Origin of the sequence: Bacillus mobilis, assembly GCF_001884045.1 — a bacterium.
Taxonomy (GTDB): domain Bacteria; phylum Bacillota; class Bacilli; order Bacillales; family Bacillaceae_G; genus Bacillus_A; species Bacillus_A mobilis.
Window position 1 is genome coordinate 222,523 of sequence record NZ_MACF01000071.1, and the last position, 17,513, is coordinate 240,035.

Here is a 17,513-nt window from a genome sequence, read left to right on the forward strand (position 1 = left end):
CGGTAAATGAAATTATATCGGCGATTTTTCAAATATATCGACGATTCGACAAGGAATATCGACTTATCGACAAATAACGACAAACTCACATCGAATTATTTCTTATTTTACTACGCTGTTTTCAAAACTTTAATACCTTTTACGATATTCCAAATGAAGTAATAAATCCCTACAAGAATGAACACCGCATATGTGATCATCATGCCAATTCCAGCACCATCAGATTGATTGAAGCTTAAGCCATATATGCCGAATACTGCTAAGCCACCAAATAAAATCGCATACGGGAAAATATGGGACCAAAATGCTTTTTTCGCGTGGTATTTCACTTCATCCTCCGCAACGAAGTACACGATAATTGGCAGTAAAAATGGTGCAAAAAAGATACTAAAGTAACATAGTGAAGATAATATATTATTTCCTTTCATCCGATTCACCTCTATTGTTTTTGTTATCTTCATTATGTCAGGAATCCATTCTAGAAACTATCGCTTTACCTTTCACAAACATGACACTTTTGTAAGATTTTCATCAAAAATAATCCCGCCTAGATTTCCAGGCGGGATTACTTTCTCTATATTCGATTCATAAACCAATATTGCGTAATGGCTAAATACTCTCGTATATTCGATGGAATGACAATTCGCTTCGGTGTTTCGGCCGGAAGACCTTCTAATTGTAACCCTTGTTTTGCTGCTATTTTTTTCGCTCTGAACATATGAAAATCGTTTGTTACGATCATTCCTTTTTTCATATCGCTCGGAATTAACGGTTTTGAGAATTTAATATTCTCATCTGTACTCGTTGATTTATCTTCCATTATAATGCGGTCTTCTGCAATTTTTAGTTTCATTAATCCATTTTTCATTGCTAATGCTTCTGAAATATCTTCCCCTTTTCCTTTCCCTCCAGATACAATCGCAGTTGTCTTCTCATGTGATTGTAAATATTCAGCTGCTTTATCAATACGATATTGCAATGAGTATGATGGTTTCGTTCCGTTGACTTTCGATCCTAATACAATTATATAATCCGCATCGTAGGTGGCATTCATTTGCCCATGCTTATAAATGTTATATTGTAAAAATCCCGCATAAACGGCGCAAACCATTATAATTCCTATCATATACTTAATTATTTTCTTCTTTTTCATATCCATATTCTCCTAAGTTCTTTGCTTCTTTCATGATAATATCCATTTATTTGTTTGTATACAGACAAATTCCAGTTCACCCTAATTTATCCTCTGGGAAGTAATATTTATATTCCTTTCGGGAAAAGTAAGTACAACTTTGCACGAAGGAGTGTCTCTATTGCTTCTCTTTTTATGTAACGTATCGTTCTTTTTTATCTTATTTTTACTATCACTTAAGATGCTCGGTAAATCAGCTTTAGCCCAACTAACTCCTCATGATTTTGGTGCTATTATCTTTTTATCTTATTTAGCTTTTCAGGCCATACCAGTCTCTGGTGCTTTGCAAGCCTTTCTCGGTATGGTCGTTATTACATGTTTGCATTTACTTCTTACAAAATTAAGCTTACTAAACAAACTAAATCGTTTCATTCTCGGACATCCTATCATTTTAATTAAACATGGTGACATTATTTTTGAGAACTTACAAAAAAGTAGATATCCAATTGCTGAACTACTTTCTAACCTTCGCGTCGCAGGATATCCAAGTGTTCACGAAATTGAATACGCTATTTTAGAAGCAAACGGAGCCATTAGTATTTTACCAAAGCGTGAGCTTGTACCATTAACTCCAAAAGATTTGAACATAGATGTTACGTATGCCGGATTACCAATTGCCCTTATCGTTGATTCGCAAATTCAATACGATAACTTAAAGTTAATTCATAAGGACGAAGAATGGTTATATAAAGAATTAAAAGAAAAGGGCATCACTAATATTAAAAGCGTTGCTTTCGCGTCTGTTCAAGAAACAGATGGATCTTTTGCGATTAGTTTAAAAGCATAAAAAAAGTCCCCTTACTTGCTCAAGGGGACTTTCTTCATTATATCGCTTCTTTCTCTCCCGCCATATTTAATGGAACAGGATGCTTCATACGATTCATCGTAAATACGATAATCGCTGTCAATACTTCAGCTACTGGCATAACGAGCCAAATTCCATTTATCCCAAATAATTTTGGCATAATCCATAATAATGGAATAATAAATAGTAACCCTCGGCTCATTATAATCAGCACTGATTTTCTCGTTTGTCGCACGGATTGGAAGTACTCTCCATACACAATGTTATAGCCTAAAAATACATATTGGATAAAGAACAAGCTAATACCCGTTAATGTTAACTCCAACAACTCTGGAGATTGGACATCAAATAGACCAATAATATATTTCCCGAAGAATAATCCGACAATTATTGCAATACCACCGAGTACTACCGCAATTTTTACAGCGAACTTTAATCCTTCGCGCAATCTCTCTGATAAATTTGCGCCATAATGGAAACTAGCGATTGGTTGTAATGCTGCTCCAACACCGAAGAATAATAGTAATGTCATCGCATGAATACTATTTACCATCGCATAAGAAGCGACTCCTACTTCTCCAGCATATTGAACGAATGCGATATTAAAACCAATCGTTACAATCGCTACTGTACTTTCTGCTGTAAAGCTCGGGAAACCGATTATCATAATTTGTTTAACTGTATCCCATTCAAAATGGAATTTCGTCCACTTTAAAATACTACTTTTTCTAAAGAAGTGCGTTAATAATACAAGGAAACCGATAGCTGCCGAAAGAATAGTCGCTGAAGCAGCACCTGTTACGCCCCATCCAAAGATAAAAATAAAGATATAGTCAAACACTATATTTAATACAGCCGTTACAACTAGACCTGCCATCGCTAAATTAGGATTTCCATCATTTCGTATAAATGTACTTAAAATATTTTCTAACACGTATATCATTCCAAACGTTAATAATACGTGTAAATAGTCTAACGCATACGGTAAAATCACTTCGTTTGCACCGAATAAGTATGCTATATCTTCTATTCTCCATAAGCAAATCGCTGCTAACACACCTACGATCATTACTGCTACCGTCATGGATTGCGTAAAAATAGACCTTGCTCTTTCTACTTTATTTTCACCTAGTGCAATGGAGTATAAAGTTGCCCCACCCATTCCAATCCATAATGAAATAGAGAAGAAAATTGAAAAGGCTGGAATAGCCACATTTACTCCTGCTAAACCGTTTGCACCAACTCCTCTACTAATCATAACCGCATCAATCACAATATTAACTGACATTAATACCATTCCAAGAACGGCCGGTATTAAATATGAAATAAATAAACTTTTTATCGGTTTTTCTCTTAACTTCTCTGTTGTTTCCATCATATAAATGCTCCTTTTTTCAATGCTCTGTTCACAGTTTAAACCTTAAAGTTACTTGAAGGTCAATAGAGAATTTGAAAAATAGGTAACTTAATTATTCTGTTTGATGTCAATTTGTAATGATACGAGTTCTACATCTTATTGCTTTGTTTTTTCATGATAGGAATTTGAATTTCAGTTACTTGCTCCTCTGGATTTTCTGTTACAGACCAATCAATTAATGCAATCTCAATCGCATCTCCACTTACTTCGTATCCCTCTTGATCAATATATTTCATTAATTTCTTATATGTTTCATCCGTTTCTTCATATGGGCCGTGATGATATACACAGGCAAACATACCTTCTTTAATTTCATCTGAGCTATGTACTTGAAAAGGCATGTAATCTAAAAGAATAAAAACACTACTATATGCTTGAAACTCATTTTGCATTAATCCTTTTTTCGCAACTGTTACACCGATATCTCCAGAAAATAAGCTATCATCCATTTGCCTCATATTTTTTTGCAACGAATGGATGTAGTACTCAAACATATCATCCGTCGTATTCGGAGCAACAGCAATGGCTGTTATCTTTCGCTGCGGGATCTCTTTAATTACCATTTGTTCAGCTTTTACTTTTGTTGCTTCCTTAATTAAATGAATTCTATGCTCCATTTTCGCCAAAGCATACTCAATTTCTCTTTGTTTTTTCAACATCATTTCTTGTTGTTTCTCCAGTAAATTGAGTGCGTATGCTGGATTTCTTTCATCAATATATTTCTTAATTTCCTTTAATGGAATATTTAATTGGCGTAAAAACTTAATCGTATCTAATAGTGAAAATTGATCGATTGTGTAATAACGATAATTCGTTTGCGGATCTACAGTAGACGGATGAAAAATACCTTTTTCATCATAATAACGTAATGTAGATTCTGCTATATTATGCATTTTTGCCATTTCTCCAATTGTAAAACGTTTATTTAATAACATATTCCCTTCTCCAATTCATAAAAAATATATCCTTATTTCTTCTTATTATATAGTGATTCTCTCCATACCTAAATCGAATCCTATCATGAAAATCTGCTATTTTTTCATTGATTTTTCATACATTTTATTATATATTAATTACAGGTTCAAATTACGAGTTCAAAAGAACTTGTAATCAGACCCTTTGTTTAATGGGTTTTACATATTTTCATTAGGCAAATTCCGAGAAATCGTATGATAAAAATAAAAATGATGAGGAGAGGATCCGATGGATTTCGAATTTTTCTTTCAAATTGCACTTATTTTATTAAGTACAAAGCTCGCTGGTGATCTTAGTGTTAGACTAGGTCAACCTTCTGTACTAGGTAAATTAATTGTCGGTATCGTTATCGGTCCAGCTATATTAGGTTGGATTGAAAATTCAGAGCTTCTAACACAATTAAGTAATGTCGGTGTTATTCTTTTAATGTTTATGGCAGGACTTGAAACAGACTTAGAGGAATTAAATGCAAATCGTAATTCTTCTTTAGCAGTTGCACTTGGAGGTATCCTTCTTCCATTCATAGGTGGTTACGTTTCTGGTCTTGTTATCGGAATGGAACAAGGAAATGCTGTATTTTTAGGATTACTTCTATGTGCGACAAGTGTTAGTATTTCCGTACAAACACTTCGCGATTTAGGAAAGATGAAAACACGTGAAAGTACAACTATGCTAGGCGCAGCTGTATTTGATGACATTCTTGTCGTTATTCTATTAGCATTTGCAATGAGCTTCTTAGGTACAGATGATGTTAACTTAACAATGATTATCTTGAAGAAAGTTGTATTCTTCGCTTCTATTATTTTAATCGGATGGAAAGGTGTTCCTGCGATTATGCGCTGGTTATCACCACTACGCGTATCTGAGTCTATCGTGAGCGCGGCTCTTATCATCTGTTTCTCATTCGCATATTTCGGCGAATTATTAGGAATTGCTGGTATTATCGGTGCTTTCGCAGCTGGTATCGCGATTTCTCAAACGAACTACAAACATGAAGTAGAAAAGAAAGTAGAACCAATCGCTTACGCTATGTTCGTTCCAGTGTTCTTCGTTAGTATCGGTATGAATATTACATTTGACGGTATTGGCAATCAAATTTGGTTCATCCTAGCATTAACAGTAATCGCTGTATTAACGAAACTAATTGGTTGTGGATTGGGTGCACGAATGACTGGATTTGACGCTAAGTCTTCTGCCATTATCGGTTCTGGCATGGTTTCTCGTGGTGAAGTTGCACTTATCATCGCTGGAACAGGACTTTCTTCAGGTCTACTAGCACAAGATTACTTTACAGCTATCGTTATCGTCGTTATTTTAACTACAATGATTACACCACCAATGTTAAAATACACTTTTGGTGCAAAAGATAAAGCAATGAAAGCAAGTAAATAAATTTTATATATAAAAAGAGATTGCTATCTTATAAGATAGCAATCTCTTTTTACATTTATCTTTACACAATCTCGTTCTTTTTTAACCATTTTTCAAACATAATTCGTGCTTCTTCATCGTCAATATTATCACTAAATGAATACACCATAATGCCGTAATCATCTATATATTCACCTAGCTTCATTTTCTCCACTTTTTTATAAAAATCCTCTGCCTCATAATGCGGAATATAAGCATCCCAAACTGGTTCATTTATTCTTTTGTACGCCGTCACTTCTAAATCATATCCATCTTCATAATATCCGATGTGATAATGTTGACTCAGATCATGTTTCTCCATAAAAGCCCCTCCTACTAAACAAAAGCGAGCTGTAATCTACAAGCTCGCTTCATTCATTAAATACGTTCCATCGCTGTCTTCAACGTACCAACAACGAAAGCAATTTCTTCACTTGATATAACGAGCGGCGGTGCCAATGTTAAGACATTATTATATCCTGCTGTTGTCATACCGTTTCGTCCTATAATTAAACCTTTTTCTTTACAAGCATTTACAACACTTGCAATTTTGTCGTTATCAATTGGCTCTTTCGTCTCTTTATCATTTACTAGTTCGATTCCAACTAGTAGACCTTTCCCTCTAATATTCCCAACAAGTGGATGTTCTCCAATTTCTTCTTTTAATTGCTCTAATAAAAGCGAGCCCATTTGTGCAGAACGCTCAATTAAATTTTCATTTTCCATAATCTCTAAGTTTTTAAGTGCTAATGCACAAGCTGCAGGATTTCCACCAAATGTATTAATATGACGGAAGAATTCATATTCTCCATTCCCTTTAAATGCTTCATATATTTCTTTTTTCACAGCTGTCGCTGATAATGGTAAATATGCGCTCGTAATCCCTTTTGCCATCGTAATAATATCTGGCTTCACATCATAATTCATAAATCCAAATGCCTTCCCTGTACGTCCGAAACCGCAAATTACTTCATCGCTAATGAGTAGTGCACCGTGTTTTTGACACGTCTCATGAACGGCTTTCATATAGTCTTGTGGTGGCATTAAAATGCCTCCGCCCGTAATAATTGGTTCCATAATAAAAGCTGCAATCGTTTCACTTAATTCCCATGTCATAACGCGATTTACTTCTTTTACACATTCTACATCATAAATGTCCTCTGCTTCTATTCCAGGCATACGATAACAATCTGGCGGTGTTACATGTAAAAATCCTGAAGCAAATGGCTCATATTGATATCTACGCTGCGCTTGTCCCGTCGCTGCCATCGTAGCCATTGTATTTCCATGATATCCACGGTAACGTGACATAAATTTATAACGATGCGGCTCACCTTTTTGCGCATAGTATTGCCTTGCTATTTTAAAAGCTGTTTCGTTCGCTTCCGAACCACTATTAGAGAAGAAAATAACATACTCTCCTCCAAGCCACTCATTTAATTTTTCAGCAAGCTTTATAGCAGGTTCATGCGATTGTGACATCGGAAAGTATGATAATGTCTGTAATTGCTTATAAGCCGCCTCTGCAAGCTCTTTTCTGCCATATCCACTATTCACACACCAAAGGCCACTCATACCATCTAAATATCGTTTCCCTTGTATATCTTCAACCCAGCACCCTTCTGCTTTTGCCCCTACCATTGTACTACTTGGACTAAAGGGACGCATTCCGTGCCAAACATATTGCTCATCTTTTGCTAACAATTCATCAGTCTGTTTCGTTTTCATCATTTCTTCCACCTTCCATAACAACTTATTTTTCACAAAAGCTGCGCTGGTGCCATGATGATTTAATTTTCTCCCTGCTTATTTTCATTCCACAAAATTAAGACAAAATCCTACTTACAATACAGTAATATTTACAAGAAAAAAAGAGCTTTTCTTATATATCGAAAAGCCCTTCTCTTTTTAATGGGAAGATGCATCACTAATACCATGACCAGTATTAGATTTCACAAGAATCTCATCAAATTTCGCTGCATCTTCTTTCTTACTAGATAACACGGTTCCTAAATATGCTGCAAGGAATCCAAGCGGAATTGAAATAATTCCAGGTGTCGTATATGGGAAAATCGCTTCCCCAACAAATATAGCTTTTCCAGCTACAGGGTTCCAAACATTTGGACTTAACGCTACGAGAACAATTGCTGATACTAGACCAACAATCATACCAGAGATAGCACCTGTCGTATTAAAGCGCTTCCAATATATTGTGAATAATATAACTGGTAGATTGGCACTCGCTGCAACTGCAAATGCTAATGAAACTAAAAATGCTACATTCAATGTTTGAGCAAATAACGCTAGTATAATGGATAATACCGCTACTCCAATAGACGCATAGCGAGCCATTGAAACTTGCTCTTTTTCCGTTGATTTCCCCTTGCGAATAATTTCATTATAAAAATCATGTGCAAATGCTGATGCGGCTGTTAATACAAGTCCTGCCACTACAGCCAAAATCGTTGCAAAGGCAATTGCTGATACGAAAGCAAATAAGAAATCTCCACCTAACGCTTTCGCTAATAAAGGTGCTGCCATATTACCAGCAGGATTCGCTTTAATAATCGCCTCATTCCCTACAAATGCCGCTGCCCCAAACCCTAAGAAAATTGTCATAATATAAAATGCGCCAATTAACCACGTAGCGTATACAACAGATTGACGTGCTGTTTTTGCATCACGTACTGTAAAAAAGCGAACAAGAATATGTGGTAATCCGGCAGTACCAAGGACTAGTCCTAAATTTAAAGAAAGTGTATCAAGACCATCTTTATACTTTACTCCTGGGTTTAAAAATGAATCTTTTAATGGTGTAGCTGTTTTCATTTGAGCAAACATTTCAGTCACACTAAAATTAAATTTTGAGAAAACGATAACAGAAATAATAAATGTACCCGCCATAAGTAATACAGCCTTAACAATTTGTACCCAGCTCGTCGCAGTCATTCCGCCAAATATAACGTACACTGTCATTAATGTACCAACGATTAAAACGGATGTCGTATATTCGATCCCTAATAATAATTTAATAAGTGCACCAGCCCCAACTAATTGTGCAATCATATAAAAAATTGAAATCGTCATCGTATTAAGCGCTGCAACTCCGCGAACTTTTTTCGCATCAAAACGCGCCGCAATCATATCTGCTAGCGTGTATTTCCCTAAATTTCGAAGTGGCTCTGCAACTAAATATAATACAACTAAGTAAGCAACTAAGAAACCAATACTATAAAAGAACCCATCAAAACCAGTTAACGCAATCGCTCCGGCTATACCAAGAAAAGACGCAGCAGACATATAATCTCCTGCAATGGCCAGACCATTTTGCCAACCAGTTAATCCCCCTCCAGCTGTATAAAACTCACTCGCATTTTTCGTTTTCTTCGATGCAAAATAAGTTATGACGAGTGTACCAAGAACGATGATTAAAAATAGTGCAAATGCAGTTGTATTCAAAGTCAGCCCCTCCCTTTTTGCATATCTTGTAGAATGTTTTGCGAGATTTTATCAAAGGATTCTGCTTTTTTGCTATAAATCATACATAATGACCACGTCATGATAAATTGCGCAAACGCAAACACCCATGCCCACGTAACATCCCCAAATGCTGGTGTATTGAGCACCTTTGAATACGATGTTAAAATAGGTAATGCAATAAAAAAGCTTAAAAAGAAAATACTCATCGGAACGATAAACTTCTTTTTCGTATTTAATAACAATTGAAATTCTTCTGACTGAACAACCTCTGTATAATTCACCTCATTTTGTAACTTACGTGCTGACGTATCATCTCGTTTCATTATCCAATCCCCTCCCTTACTAGAAATACAATTCCCCCTTGCATACCTAAAGACTAAATTTTATAAATATTCAGAAACTTATTTTCATTTTAGACAATCCATACATTCCTGCAAAGATTTTTCGATAGACATTTTTCGGCATTTTCCCCTAAGTTTTTAATATACTTTTTCAGCATAAAATTTCCGTATTGCAATCTCATACTAGGCAAAATTTGATGCTCATTAAAACAAAATAAAAAAGTAGTGCTTATCGCACTACTTCTGTCTTTTTCTCTTTTTCTAAATTACGAGCTGTTTCGCTTAATTCAACGTCTTTTCCATCTTTAAGCGTTCCAAATATGAAATCGAATACTGGATTTGAAACACCAAACCAAAACTTTTCATTTTTATAATGGTGTAATATGTGCTGTTTTTTAAGCCAGCGCCCAAACTTTGTGAACGGACGAATTGGCTTATGTGCAATATAATGTTTCCATTCATAAACGAGAAGCATGATAATCATTCCGATTCCAAATGAAAGTGTAATAGTAACACTTTTTGTTACAGCGTATGATATAAGTAAATATATAGTAAAGCTAGGTATACTAAACCATACAGGCAAGAATAATAGTTTTAAATCATCTGGATATACGTGATGATCATAATGTAATCTTCTTAACATTTTTAATAAAAATACGTTTTTTGGTGGCTTTAAGTGAAATAAAAATCGATGTGTCATATATTCGTTAAGCGTATAAAAAACAATCCCAAACAAACACGCTAACATACCGATCCATGTGAATAATTGCATTTTTAAAATAATGATGTAAATAAATAAAATACTATACATAATAACGATATCATGTTGTAAAAAGAACTCTTTCCCCACTCTCTTCATTTTCCTTCCCCCTTTTCCAAAAAAACAGCCGCAACATATCGTTACGACTATTTCTATTATTTTATTTTTATTCGATTCACTTTACAAATTTGCCTGTTGCTCTATTGTCGAGAAAAAATTGTTCGATCCAAATATATTTTGCTTCGGAATAATATGTTCCACCGCAAACACTGTTACTTCTCCTCTTTGAACCTCTCCAATAATGAGCCCAAATATTTCATGATTCACTGCAAACGTCGGTTGCTTTGTTTGTAGTAATCTTGCTGCATTATGAAATACCGCTTCATATAGTGGATTCCTATCAGTAATTTCTTTTCGGATTTTTGGTGCTAGCGTAATAATAATTTCTTTTCCGTCAATAGTGGTTCGATACATAAAAATCTCCCCTTCAATCTTATGTGAACAACTGTAAAGCTTTGTATGCAAAATGGATAGAATATCCTACTAAAATAATACCTGCTCCGGCTGTTATATAGCCAAGTGCTTTTTGCTTTAATAACGTCCTGCCAAAATGGACAGAAAAAGCGATATTTAAATTCCATAAAATAATGCCAACGATAATACAAAGACTATACAAAAAGGCTTCTTGTTTCGTTACTTTCGTAAGCAATGAGCTAAGTGTACTTCCGTATATACCAAACCAAAAAACAAGATTTAATGGGTTGGATATCGCAATTAAAAAACCTGCCATAAACGATTGTTTAAGGCCACCTACCTCTTCCTTTTTATATTCCATATTCGTGTGGGAAATTCCTTGTTTTACACTTTGAAGTCCTAAATAAAATAATAAGAAAAACCCTGTGCAATACATAAAAGCTTGTACATATGTATACATAAACACAGAAGATAAACCGAAATAAATGAGAAGCATAAACAAAATATCTGCAGTCATTCCACCAATTCCAACAACCCACGCATGCCAAAAACCTCGTTCAATTCCTCGTTTTAACATTTCAATATTAATCGGACCTACCGGCGCAGCTAATGAAATACCTAATACAATTTGTTGTATAATCGCTCCAAACATCGCTCTATCCTTTCTACTTCCTTTACTATTAAGTAATGATGTAATGATTAAAAATAGACTAGCTTTCATCAAAATATTTACTACTAAAATACCCTTTTTTATCCAAAATATGCAAAAGAGCCATCCGGATGATGGCTCTTACTTTTCTAACTTATGAAGAAAAGGACACTTTCCTTTTATCGGCTTTACATCGTCTCCTATGAAGTATTGTTTCCATTCCCGATGATCTGGATCACCATAATGACTAATGTTAGGATGCTTCGGCAGCTGATCCCACTTTTCAACTCGATCTCGGACCGTTTGCCTTGAATATGCTCCTTTAGGACGATCTCCTTCTAATCCATCAAAGATGGTGCGTGGTTGAAATCCAATAACGAGAGAATTTCCTAAATGCCTAGTTTTTCTTTGTTTATAAGCCGGCGCATTTCCAAATGCGAATATCGGTTCACCACCAAATGAAAATTCCCATAAGTAATGGTCTGGGTCTTCAGGAATTTGCTTCGGCCATGTTTGATCATCGTTTTCATGTAAATATTGTAGTACTTTCCAAAAGTAATCACGGTAATATTCCAGTGATTGTTCCTCACATTCCGGTTCCACAAAAAGAAAAAAACCTCTTCTTACAATTGGTCGCTCTTTCATTAACTCTAAAAAAGATAACATTGTATGTGGCAAATGACTCCAATCATTATGAGAGAGAAATGAATAGCGAAGTTCATTCTTTTTCAAAGCTGTTAAGCCGAAATAGCAAGGAAAAGTTGGTTCTAGCACGACACTCGAAAAATTTTGAAATTCTTTTGTAACCCAATTTGGTATGCCAGTTCTCGTTCTCATTCCTTCATTATCTAATAAATAAGACTCATTCATTCTTTCTTTCACCTCATTATGTACAGCATTCAATTAAGAATATTACATACTCGGCCTGTCCTATACCTATTTAAAAATCTGGCTGAAAAATTATTTAAAAATACAAAAAAATAAAATCGCTTACTTGACTAAATTCTACCAATTCGTGTATATTTAAATTAATCATTTAGCAGAATATTCAAGATTATAGCATTTTTAGTTTATATTATCTTTCAAATGAATTTCACTAAATGAAAAAAGCAAATGTTTTTAGGAGGAATTGTAACATGCAAGGAAAAGTAAAATGGTTTAACAACGAAAAAGGTTTTGGATTTATCGAAATGGAAGGCGCTGACGATGTATTCGTACATTTCTCTGCTATTCAAGGTGACGGCTACAAAGCTTTAGAAGAAGGCCAAGAAGTATCTTTCGATATCACTGAAGGAAACCGCGGACCTCAAGCTGCTAACGTAGTAAAACTTTAATCCAACATATAACAGGAGGTTACCTTATTTGGTAACCTCCTTTGTTATTCCTTTGTATATTTCCGTTTTACAGAGCAAAAACTATGTGAAATGCGCAATATACAAAGGAGGAAGTAATAATGGGATCAGAAGTAAATGATTTTGAAGAAGTGAAATTCCGTGTAGAAACAGCACAAAAAATGGTAGGATCAGCGACAATTTCAATGGATCCAGATACATTAGAGCATGCTACTACCGCTGTAGAAGCCGCTCGCTCTCAGCTTGAAATTATGAAATCTGTGGCAACAGATTTAGATGAGCCATTCTTAATGAATGAAGAAAAAAAATTAAGCAAATGCGAGCATCAACTAAACGAAGCTAGACACTAAAAAACATCCAGAGAACTTTCTCTGGATGTTTTTTCATGACAACTGTTCTCCATACTTTTTCAATGTTTCTCCAACTGTACATTGCCTAATACAAAAGGAATGAGCATAATACTTACTATTTGTCTTTCGATTATGTTCTCGCAGAAAACACCCTTCACAATACGTTTCTAATAAGTCATTTACCTCTGTAATGAGTTGCTTTTTATCCACCTTTGCACCTCTCTATTCGGTTATTTCTTTATGACTATCAATGACGGTTCCTTCTAATGCTTGCGTAGCTAATTGATGCGCTTCTTTATTTTGTTTTCTAGATATCGGTTCACATACAAGCTTTAACTTCATTTGCTTCGCTTTTTGTTCAATTTGATCTAAGTAATGATTTAAATGCTCATCATAACAAGGCCATTCTCCAGCCAATTGCTGCAGTACAACTTGAGAATCACCACGAAGCGTAACTGCTTCATACTTAATTCCTAATTCCTCGAGTATATTCATGCCATATAGTAATGATGCATATTCCGCTTCATTATTATCATATACACCTTCAATATATGCATTACGGCGAATTCGGTATTGTTTATTCCCTTTTTTATAGTATACACATATACCTACCCCAGCTTCTTTCGTCTGTACATCATAACCACCATCAAAATAAACGAGTATTTCTTGTAGCTCTTCCTCCACTTGTTTACTCAGCTTTTTCATTTCCTTTAATGACCATTCTGCATCCATTTCATCATAAAATGATAGTTCTTTCACTCTTCCTGTTTTCTCGAAATCCTCTGCAAATTGCAGTACATTTTCTATGTTCATATAATCTGTCGTTAATTCCGTCTGCAAACCGTGCTTCGTTTTATACAACCAATGAATTTTATATTTCATACTAGATTCCCCTTATATAAGACTTCTTTTATGTAACCAGCTAACGAAAGCCTCACTTTATTTTATTATATTTTATCAAGAGTCACAGTATTATATTCAATGTGATTACACATAAAAAGAGCTATCCCTTTAGGAATAGCTCTTTCATCTATTACATAAATCTTTCAAATTGTACTCGTTTATTAATCCAGTACATTACAGGCATACCAATTGCCATGACAACAAATTCACCGATGGCACACGTTAACCAAGTCAACATAAATGGTAAATCAAATGCAAGATGAAGCTCAATTGCAATCATAAACATTGTAATTGTAAAAATAACTGTATTAAAGATCATACGAGCCCAAACACCTTTAATAAATCGCATAGAAATAATCGTTGCAACTAATGCAAGAATAGATTGCCCTACTCCAAATACTAAATCGTAAGCGATCATTGGTGAGAAAAAGAGATTTGTTAAAAATACACCTAATACAATTCCGTAAATTGCTTTCTTATTAAATACAACAAGATGATTAAACATCTCTGAAATACGAAACTGTACATTCGTAAAGCCAAATGGCTGAATAAGCATAGAAACAGCAATATATAATGCCGCTAAAATACCATTACCGACTAATGTTCTAATATTCATGACAAAATCTCCTTAGTTTTTTTACGTGGGATGGTTTCGAACCACGTTATTCGTTTTTTAAGCAACAAGATTATATTCTACGCAATACACTCCCTTTCGTCAATAGATTCCTATCATTAACTACCTTTTTTCTTTTAGACAACGTATAATAAAACATATGAAAGTTTTAGGAGGTTTCACTTCATGACAGCAACAATTCAAAATGAAAAAGTGATCGTTTCCATTTCTGACAAAGGTGCAGAATTACAAAGCGTTCGCTTAAAAGAAGATAACACTGAATATTTATGGCAAGGCGATTCTACTTATTGGGGGCGCCGCGCACCAATTTTATTCCCAATTGTCGGCCGATTAGTAGATAATACATACTACGTAGATGGTAAACCATATTCTTTAACACAACACGGCTTTGCTCGTGATCTTACATTCTCTGTAAAAGAACAAAGTGAAACGAAAATCACTTATATTGTAACTAGTAATGAAGAAACATTAAAAAAATACCCATACGAATTCGAATTACTCGTTTCTTATGAGCTGGACGGACAAATCGTTCATGTAACATATGAAGTAAATAACCCTACTTCAAAAGAGATGTTCTTCTCAATCGGAGCACATCCTGGTTTCAACTTCCCCTTATTAGAGGGCGAATCATTTACAGATTATCATTTATCATTTAATGGTTCTGAACGCTTAGAAACAAGTGTATTAGAAGGACCTTACCTTTCAAGTAAAAAGCAATTAATCGCTGAAAATACGCATGAATTACCACTTACATACGATTTATTCAAAAATGATGCGCTTATTTTTGAAAATATGAATACGGATGAAATCTCTATTCGTTCTCATAAACATAATAAATTTGTAAAAGTAGAATTTGACGGGTTCCCATTTGTCGGCGTATGGACATCAGGGGAAAACGCACCTTTCTTATGTATTGAACCTTGGTACGGGATTGCTGATGAAGTAAATCCAGCAAAAGATTTCAAGGAAAAAAAAGGAATTCAATCTTTACAAGCGAATGAAACATTTACATGTCGTTATAGTATTACAATCGGCTAAGTTACTCTATCCCCTACTTAAAAGGAAACATATAAGTAGGGGATCATCTTATCATTTGGAGGTTTCTCATTTTGATTGAAGTATATATTGATGGTGCATCAAAAGGAAATCCTGGTCCTTCTGGTGCAGGCGTATTTATTAAAGGGGTGCAACCAGCTGTACAATTATCATTGCCCCTTGGGACAATGTCCAACCATGAAGCAGAATACCACGCTTTACTTGCTGCATTAAAATATTGCACGGAGCATAATTATAACATTGTCTCTTTTCGTACAGATTCGCAACTTGTCGAGCGAGCTGTCGAAAAAGAATACGCAAAAAATAAAATGTTTGCACCGCTATTAGAGGAAGCACTGCAGTACATAAAAAATTTCGATCTCTTTTTTATTAAGTGGATTCCAAGTAGTCAAAATAAAGTAGCTGATGAATTAGCTAGAAAAGCTATCTTACAAAATTAACGGGGGTATGGGTGTGAAAAAAGATTGGATTGCTCCTCTTGCTTTATTATTTGTCTCTTTTATTTGGGGAGCTACATTTGTTGTCGTTCAAAATGCTATGTCTTTCGTTGGTCCATTTACCTTTAATGGTATTCGCTTTTTATTCGCTGGAATTATTTTATTATTCGTTCAAATGATTTTCGCAAAAAAAACTACAAAACAAGATATAAAACAGAGTAGCCTCGCTGGATTAATCGTTGGATTCTTTTTATGTGTTGGCTATGTGTTACAAACATTTGGCTTACTGTATACAACCTCTTCAAAAGCAGGTTTCTTAACAGGGCTTAGTATCGTTATGGTACCCATTTTGTCTTTTATCTTTTTAAAACAAAAAGCTTCCATTTTTATCGTACTTGGTATTGCTGTAGCAACAGCTGGTTTATACTTATTAACAGCTGGTGATTCTTTTCAATTAAACATTGGAGATATACTCGTTCTCGGTTGTGCAGTTGCTTTCGCTGCTCATATTCTCGTTAACGGTTTCTTTTCTAAGAAAATATCACCTTTATTATTAAGCACGTCGCAAGTATTAGCTGTCGGCATGTTTTCTTCTATTTGCGCCTTTTTATTTGAAGATTGGGAAAAATTATTTTCAGTAGCACTATGGACGAATTCTTCCTTTTTATTTGCTCTATTTCTAACTTCCCTATTTGCAACATCCATTGCTTTTTTCATTCAAACATCAGCACAAAAACATACGTCTCCAACGAGAGTAGCAATCATTTTCGCAATGGAGCCCGTTTTTGCTGCCTTAACAGGCGTTCTCGTGGCAAACGAACAACTTTCTATTTCTGCTATTATCGGATGCTTATGTATTTTTCTAGGCATGATTTTTGTTGAATTACCTTCCAAAACAAAAAAAGAAGCGCAGGCTGCATGAAGTTACGCTTGTAACTTCCGCATAAAAGCCTTTGCGCTTTTTTTATCTGTAATTTCTTCTTCTTTCAATCGTTCTAATAACGCAACAAAATAACTCCCATCAAACTGTAATTGATGTTTAATTGTCGCTTCTATTGCTGCGTTCACAATTCCATCAGATGCACCAGTATATCCTTGTCCGAACATAATAAACCCTTGTGCTTCCTCTGATAGTTTAAATCCTTTCGTATGTAAGAATGAAAGATAATCTTCTACTGTTTGCATGTTATTCCCACCTACTCAAAAATTCTCCATCTCCTATCATACATGTTTTTACACGCTATGAGAATGAAATTTCTTTGACAACTTTGTAAATCT

23 protein-coding genes and 1 riboswitch are annotated in these 17,513 nt (G+C 34.9%); of the genes, 7 read left to right on the forward strand and 16 right to left on the reverse strand.

The annotated features are described in order from the left end of the window. Nucleotides 1–110: 110 nt before the first annotated feature. Together BAQ44_RS13100 and BAQ44_RS13105 are read right to left on the reverse strand one after the other, a co-directional pair. Nucleotides 111–428 (reverse strand): magnetosome magnetite crystal formation protein family, encoded by a 318-nt coding sequence (locus tag BAQ44_RS13100; RefSeq protein WP_071721932.1) that lies wholly within the window; start codon nucleotides 426–428, stop codon nucleotides 111–113. A gap of 146 nt (nucleotides 429–574) precedes the next feature. After that, nucleotides 575–1,153: a YdcF family protein gene (locus tag BAQ44_RS13105; RefSeq protein ID WP_063263711.1), complete on the reverse strand. Its 579-nt coding sequence runs from the start codon at nucleotides 1,151–1,153 to the stop codon at nucleotides 575–577. 160 nt (nucleotides 1,154–1,313) lie between these two features. On the opposite strand from BAQ44_RS13105, the gene BAQ44_RS13110 reads away from it, so the two are divergent. After that, nucleotides 1,314–1,979 (forward strand): DUF421 domain-containing protein, encoded by a 666-nt coding sequence (locus BAQ44_RS13110; protein WP_061680522.1) that lies wholly within the window; start codon nucleotides 1,314–1,316, stop codon nucleotides 1,977–1,979. 37 nt (nucleotides 1,980–2,016) lie between these two features. Here the strand turns inward: BAQ44_RS13110 and BAQ44_RS13115 are convergent, their stop codons facing one another. Then, nucleotides 2,017–3,372: an MATE family efflux transporter gene (locus BAQ44_RS13115; protein WP_071721949.1), complete on the reverse strand. Its 1,356-nt coding sequence runs from the start codon at nucleotides 3,370–3,372 to the stop codon at nucleotides 2,017–2,019. Nucleotides 3,373–3,503: 131 nt separating this feature from the next. Beyond that, nucleotides 3,504–4,349 carry a MerR family transcriptional regulator gene (locus tag BAQ44_RS13120; protein ID WP_071721933.1) on the reverse strand — a complete coding sequence of 282 codons (846 nt, stop codon included), beginning with the start codon at nucleotides 4,347–4,349 and terminating at the stop codon, nucleotides 3,504–3,506. A 268-nt stretch (nucleotides 4,350–4,617) separates the two neighbouring features. Between BAQ44_RS13120 and BAQ44_RS13125 the strand changes: the two genes are divergently transcribed. Beyond that, on the forward strand, nucleotides 4,618–5,781 hold the full coding sequence (locus tag BAQ44_RS13125; protein ID WP_061680520.1) for a cation:proton antiporter: 1,164 nt from the start codon (nucleotides 4,618–4,620) through the stop codon (nucleotides 5,779–5,781). Between the two features lie 61 nt (nucleotides 5,782–5,842). On the opposite strand, the gene BAQ44_RS13130 is transcribed toward BAQ44_RS13125, so the two are convergent. The 8 genes from BAQ44_RS13130 to BAQ44_RS13165 form a co-directional block, all read right to left on the reverse strand. Continuing rightward, the gene (locus tag BAQ44_RS13130; RefSeq protein WP_071721934.1) at nucleotides 5,843–6,121 is read right to left on the reverse strand and encodes a DUF3986 family protein; all 279 of its coding nucleotides are present in this window, start codon (nucleotides 6,119–6,121) and stop codon (nucleotides 5,843–5,845) included. A 56-nt stretch (nucleotides 6,122–6,177) separates the two neighbouring features. Further along, complete coding sequence (locus BAQ44_RS13135) at nucleotides 6,178–7,527, reverse strand: aspartate aminotransferase family protein (protein WP_116758364.1); 1,350 nt, start codon at nucleotides 7,525–7,527, stop codon at nucleotides 6,178–6,180. Between the two features lie 180 nt (nucleotides 7,528–7,707). Then, nucleotides 7,708–9,258, reverse strand: coding sequence for a solute symporter family protein (locus tag BAQ44_RS13140; protein WP_071721936.1), 1,551 nt, complete (start codon nucleotides 9,256–9,258; stop codon nucleotides 7,708–7,710). 2 nt (nucleotides 9,259–9,260) lie between these two features. Beyond that, on the reverse strand, nucleotides 9,261–9,602 hold the full coding sequence (locus BAQ44_RS13145; RefSeq protein WP_000817376.1) for a DUF485 domain-containing protein: 342 nt from the start codon (nucleotides 9,600–9,602) through the stop codon (nucleotides 9,261–9,263). A 247-nt stretch (nucleotides 9,603–9,849) separates the two neighbouring features. Beyond that, the gene (locus BAQ44_RS13150; RefSeq protein ID WP_071721937.1) at nucleotides 9,850–10,479 is read right to left on the reverse strand and encodes a sterol desaturase family protein; all 630 of its coding nucleotides are present in this window, start codon (nucleotides 10,477–10,479) and stop codon (nucleotides 9,850–9,852) included. Nucleotides 10,480–10,560: 81 nt separating this feature from the next. Further along, nucleotides 10,561–10,854: a hypothetical protein gene (locus tag BAQ44_RS13155; RefSeq protein WP_000286363.1), complete on the reverse strand. Its 294-nt coding sequence runs from the start codon at nucleotides 10,852–10,854 to the stop codon at nucleotides 10,561–10,563. Between the two features lie 19 nt (nucleotides 10,855–10,873). Next, complete coding sequence (locus tag BAQ44_RS13160) at nucleotides 10,874–11,506, reverse strand: LysE family transporter (RefSeq protein WP_071721938.1); 633 nt, start codon at nucleotides 11,504–11,506, stop codon at nucleotides 10,874–10,876. Between the two features lie 138 nt (nucleotides 11,507–11,644). Continuing rightward, nucleotides 11,645–12,373, reverse strand: a complete 729-nt coding sequence (locus BAQ44_RS13165) for a YqcI/YcgG family protein (RefSeq protein ID WP_071721939.1) — start codon at nucleotides 12,371–12,373, stop codon at nucleotides 11,645–11,647. Nucleotides 12,374–12,639: 266 nt separating this feature from the next. On the opposite strand from BAQ44_RS13165, the gene cspB reads away from it, so the two are divergent. Both cspB and BAQ44_RS13175 read left to right on the forward strand, forming a co-directional pair. Further along, nucleotides 12,640–12,837: a cold shock-like protein CspB gene (gene cspB, locus BAQ44_RS13170; protein WP_001161731.1), complete on the forward strand. Its 198-nt coding sequence runs from the start codon at nucleotides 12,640–12,642 to the stop codon at nucleotides 12,835–12,837. 119 nt (nucleotides 12,838–12,956) lie between these two features. Next, a complete protein-coding gene (locus BAQ44_RS13175; protein WP_000534395.1) occupies nucleotides 12,957–13,205 on the forward strand; it encodes a DUF2564 family protein in 249 nt (82 codons plus the stop codon). 33 nt (nucleotides 13,206–13,238) lie between these two features. On the opposite strand, the gene BAQ44_RS13180 is transcribed toward BAQ44_RS13175, so the two are convergent. The 3 genes from BAQ44_RS13180 to BAQ44_RS13190 form a co-directional block, all read right to left on the reverse strand. Continuing rightward, on the reverse strand, nucleotides 13,239–13,415 hold the full coding sequence (locus tag BAQ44_RS13180) for a zinc-finger domain-containing protein (protein WP_000358801.1): 177 nt from the start codon (nucleotides 13,413–13,415) through the stop codon (nucleotides 13,239–13,241). A 12-nt stretch (nucleotides 13,416–13,427) separates the two neighbouring features. Next, on the reverse strand, nucleotides 13,428–14,087 hold the full coding sequence (locus BAQ44_RS13185; RefSeq protein ID WP_071721940.1) for a ribonuclease H family protein: 660 nt from the start codon (nucleotides 14,085–14,087) through the stop codon (nucleotides 13,428–13,430). Nucleotides 14,088–14,238: 151 nt separating this feature from the next. Next, a complete protein-coding gene (locus tag BAQ44_RS13190; RefSeq protein ID WP_001026467.1) occupies nucleotides 14,239–14,724 on the reverse strand; it encodes a QueT transporter family protein in 486 nt (161 codons plus the stop codon). Nucleotides 14,725–14,730: 6 nt separating this feature from the next. Next, a riboswitch (PreQ1 riboswitch) is annotated at nucleotides 14,731–14,775 on the reverse strand. 132 nt (nucleotides 14,776–14,907) lie between these two features. Between BAQ44_RS13190 and BAQ44_RS13195 the strand changes: the two genes are divergently transcribed. From BAQ44_RS13195 to BAQ44_RS13205, 3 genes are all read left to right on the forward strand, one after another. Then, the gene (locus BAQ44_RS13195; protein ID WP_071721941.1) at nucleotides 14,908–15,780 is read left to right on the forward strand and encodes an aldose 1-epimerase family protein; all 873 of its coding nucleotides are present in this window, start codon (nucleotides 14,908–14,910) and stop codon (nucleotides 15,778–15,780) included. A gap of 71 nt (nucleotides 15,781–15,851) precedes the next feature. After that, nucleotides 15,852–16,238, forward strand: coding sequence for a reverse transcriptase-like protein (locus tag BAQ44_RS13200; RefSeq protein ID WP_000573872.1), 387 nt, complete (start codon nucleotides 15,852–15,854; stop codon nucleotides 16,236–16,238). A gap of 13 nt (nucleotides 16,239–16,251) precedes the next feature. Further along, nucleotides 16,252–17,157 carry a DMT family transporter gene (locus BAQ44_RS13205; RefSeq protein WP_063263721.1) on the forward strand — a complete coding sequence of 302 codons (906 nt, stop codon included), beginning with the start codon at nucleotides 16,252–16,254 and terminating at the stop codon, nucleotides 17,155–17,157. 2 nt (nucleotides 17,158–17,159) lie between these two features. On the opposite strand, the gene BAQ44_RS13210 is transcribed toward BAQ44_RS13205, so the two are convergent. Continuing rightward, nucleotides 17,160–17,420 carry a DUF6123 family protein gene (locus tag BAQ44_RS13210; protein ID WP_001195212.1) on the reverse strand — a complete coding sequence of 87 codons (261 nt, stop codon included), beginning with the start codon at nucleotides 17,418–17,420 and terminating at the stop codon, nucleotides 17,160–17,162. Nucleotides 17,421–17,513 lie beyond the last annotated feature (93 nt).

Bases quoted from the DNA above. Each gene is read 5' to 3' on its own strand.
- BAQ44_RS13165 (WP_071721939.1), bottom strand. From the start codon at position 12,373: ATGAATGAGTCTTATTTATTAGATAATGAAGGAATGAGAACGAGAACT.
- BAQ44_RS13175 (WP_000534395.1), top strand. From the start codon at position 12,957: ATGGGATCAGAAGTAAATGATTTTGAAGAAGTGAAATTCCGTGTAGAA.
- BAQ44_RS13145 (WP_000817376.1), bottom strand. From the start codon at position 9,602: ATGAAACGAGATGATACGTCAGCACGTAAGTTACAAAATGAGGTGAAT.
- BAQ44_RS13150 (WP_071721937.1), bottom strand. From the start codon at position 10,479: ATGAAGAGAGTGGGGAAAGAGTTCTTTTTACAACATGATATCGTTATT.
- BAQ44_RS13185 (WP_071721940.1), bottom strand. From the start codon at position 14,087: ATGAAATATAAAATTCATTGGTTGTATAAAACGAAGCACGGTTTGCAG.
- BAQ44_RS13160 (WP_071721938.1), bottom strand. From the start codon at position 11,506: ATGTTTGGAGCGATTATACAACAAATTGTATTAGGTATTTCATTAGCT.
- BAQ44_RS13125 (WP_061680520.1), top strand. From the start codon at position 4,618: ATGGATTTCGAATTTTTCTTTCAAATTGCACTTATTTTATTAAGTACA.
- BAQ44_RS13100 (WP_071721932.1), bottom strand. From the start codon at position 428: ATGAAAGGAAATAATATATTATCTTCACTATGTTACTTTAGTATCTTT.
- BAQ44_RS13195 (WP_071721941.1), top strand. From the start codon at position 14,908: ATGACAGCAACAATTCAAAATGAAAAAGTGATCGTTTCCATTTCTGAC.
- BAQ44_RS13155 (WP_000286363.1), bottom strand. From the start codon at position 10,854: ATGTATCGAACCACTATTGACGGAAAAGAAATTATTATTACGCTAGCA.
- BAQ44_RS13115 (WP_071721949.1), bottom strand. From the start codon at position 3,372: ATGGAAACAACAGAGAAGTTAAGAGAAAAACCGATAAAAAGTTTATTT.
- cspB (WP_001161731.1), top strand. From the start codon at position 12,640: ATGCAAGGAAAAGTAAAATGGTTTAACAACGAAAAAGGTTTTGGATTT.
- BAQ44_RS13105 (WP_063263711.1), bottom strand. From the start codon at position 1,153: ATGAAAAAGAAGAAAATAATTAAGTATATGATAGGAATTATAATGGTT.
- BAQ44_RS13130 (WP_071721934.1), bottom strand. From the start codon at position 6,121: ATGGAGAAACATGATCTGAGTCAACATTATCACATCGGATATTATGAA.
- BAQ44_RS13190 (WP_001026467.1), bottom strand. From the start codon at position 14,724: ATGAATATTAGAACATTAGTCGGTAATGGTATTTTAGCGGCATTATAT.
- BAQ44_RS13120 (WP_071721933.1), bottom strand. From the start codon at position 4,349: ATGTTATTAAATAAACGTTTTACAATTGGAGAAATGGCAAAAATGCAT.
- BAQ44_RS13210 (WP_001195212.1), bottom strand. From the start codon at position 17,420: ATGCAAACAGTAGAAGATTATCTTTCATTCTTACATACGAAAGGATTT.
- BAQ44_RS13135 (WP_116758364.1), bottom strand. From the start codon at position 7,527: ATGAAAACGAAACAGACTGATGAATTGTTAGCAAAAGATGAGCAATAT.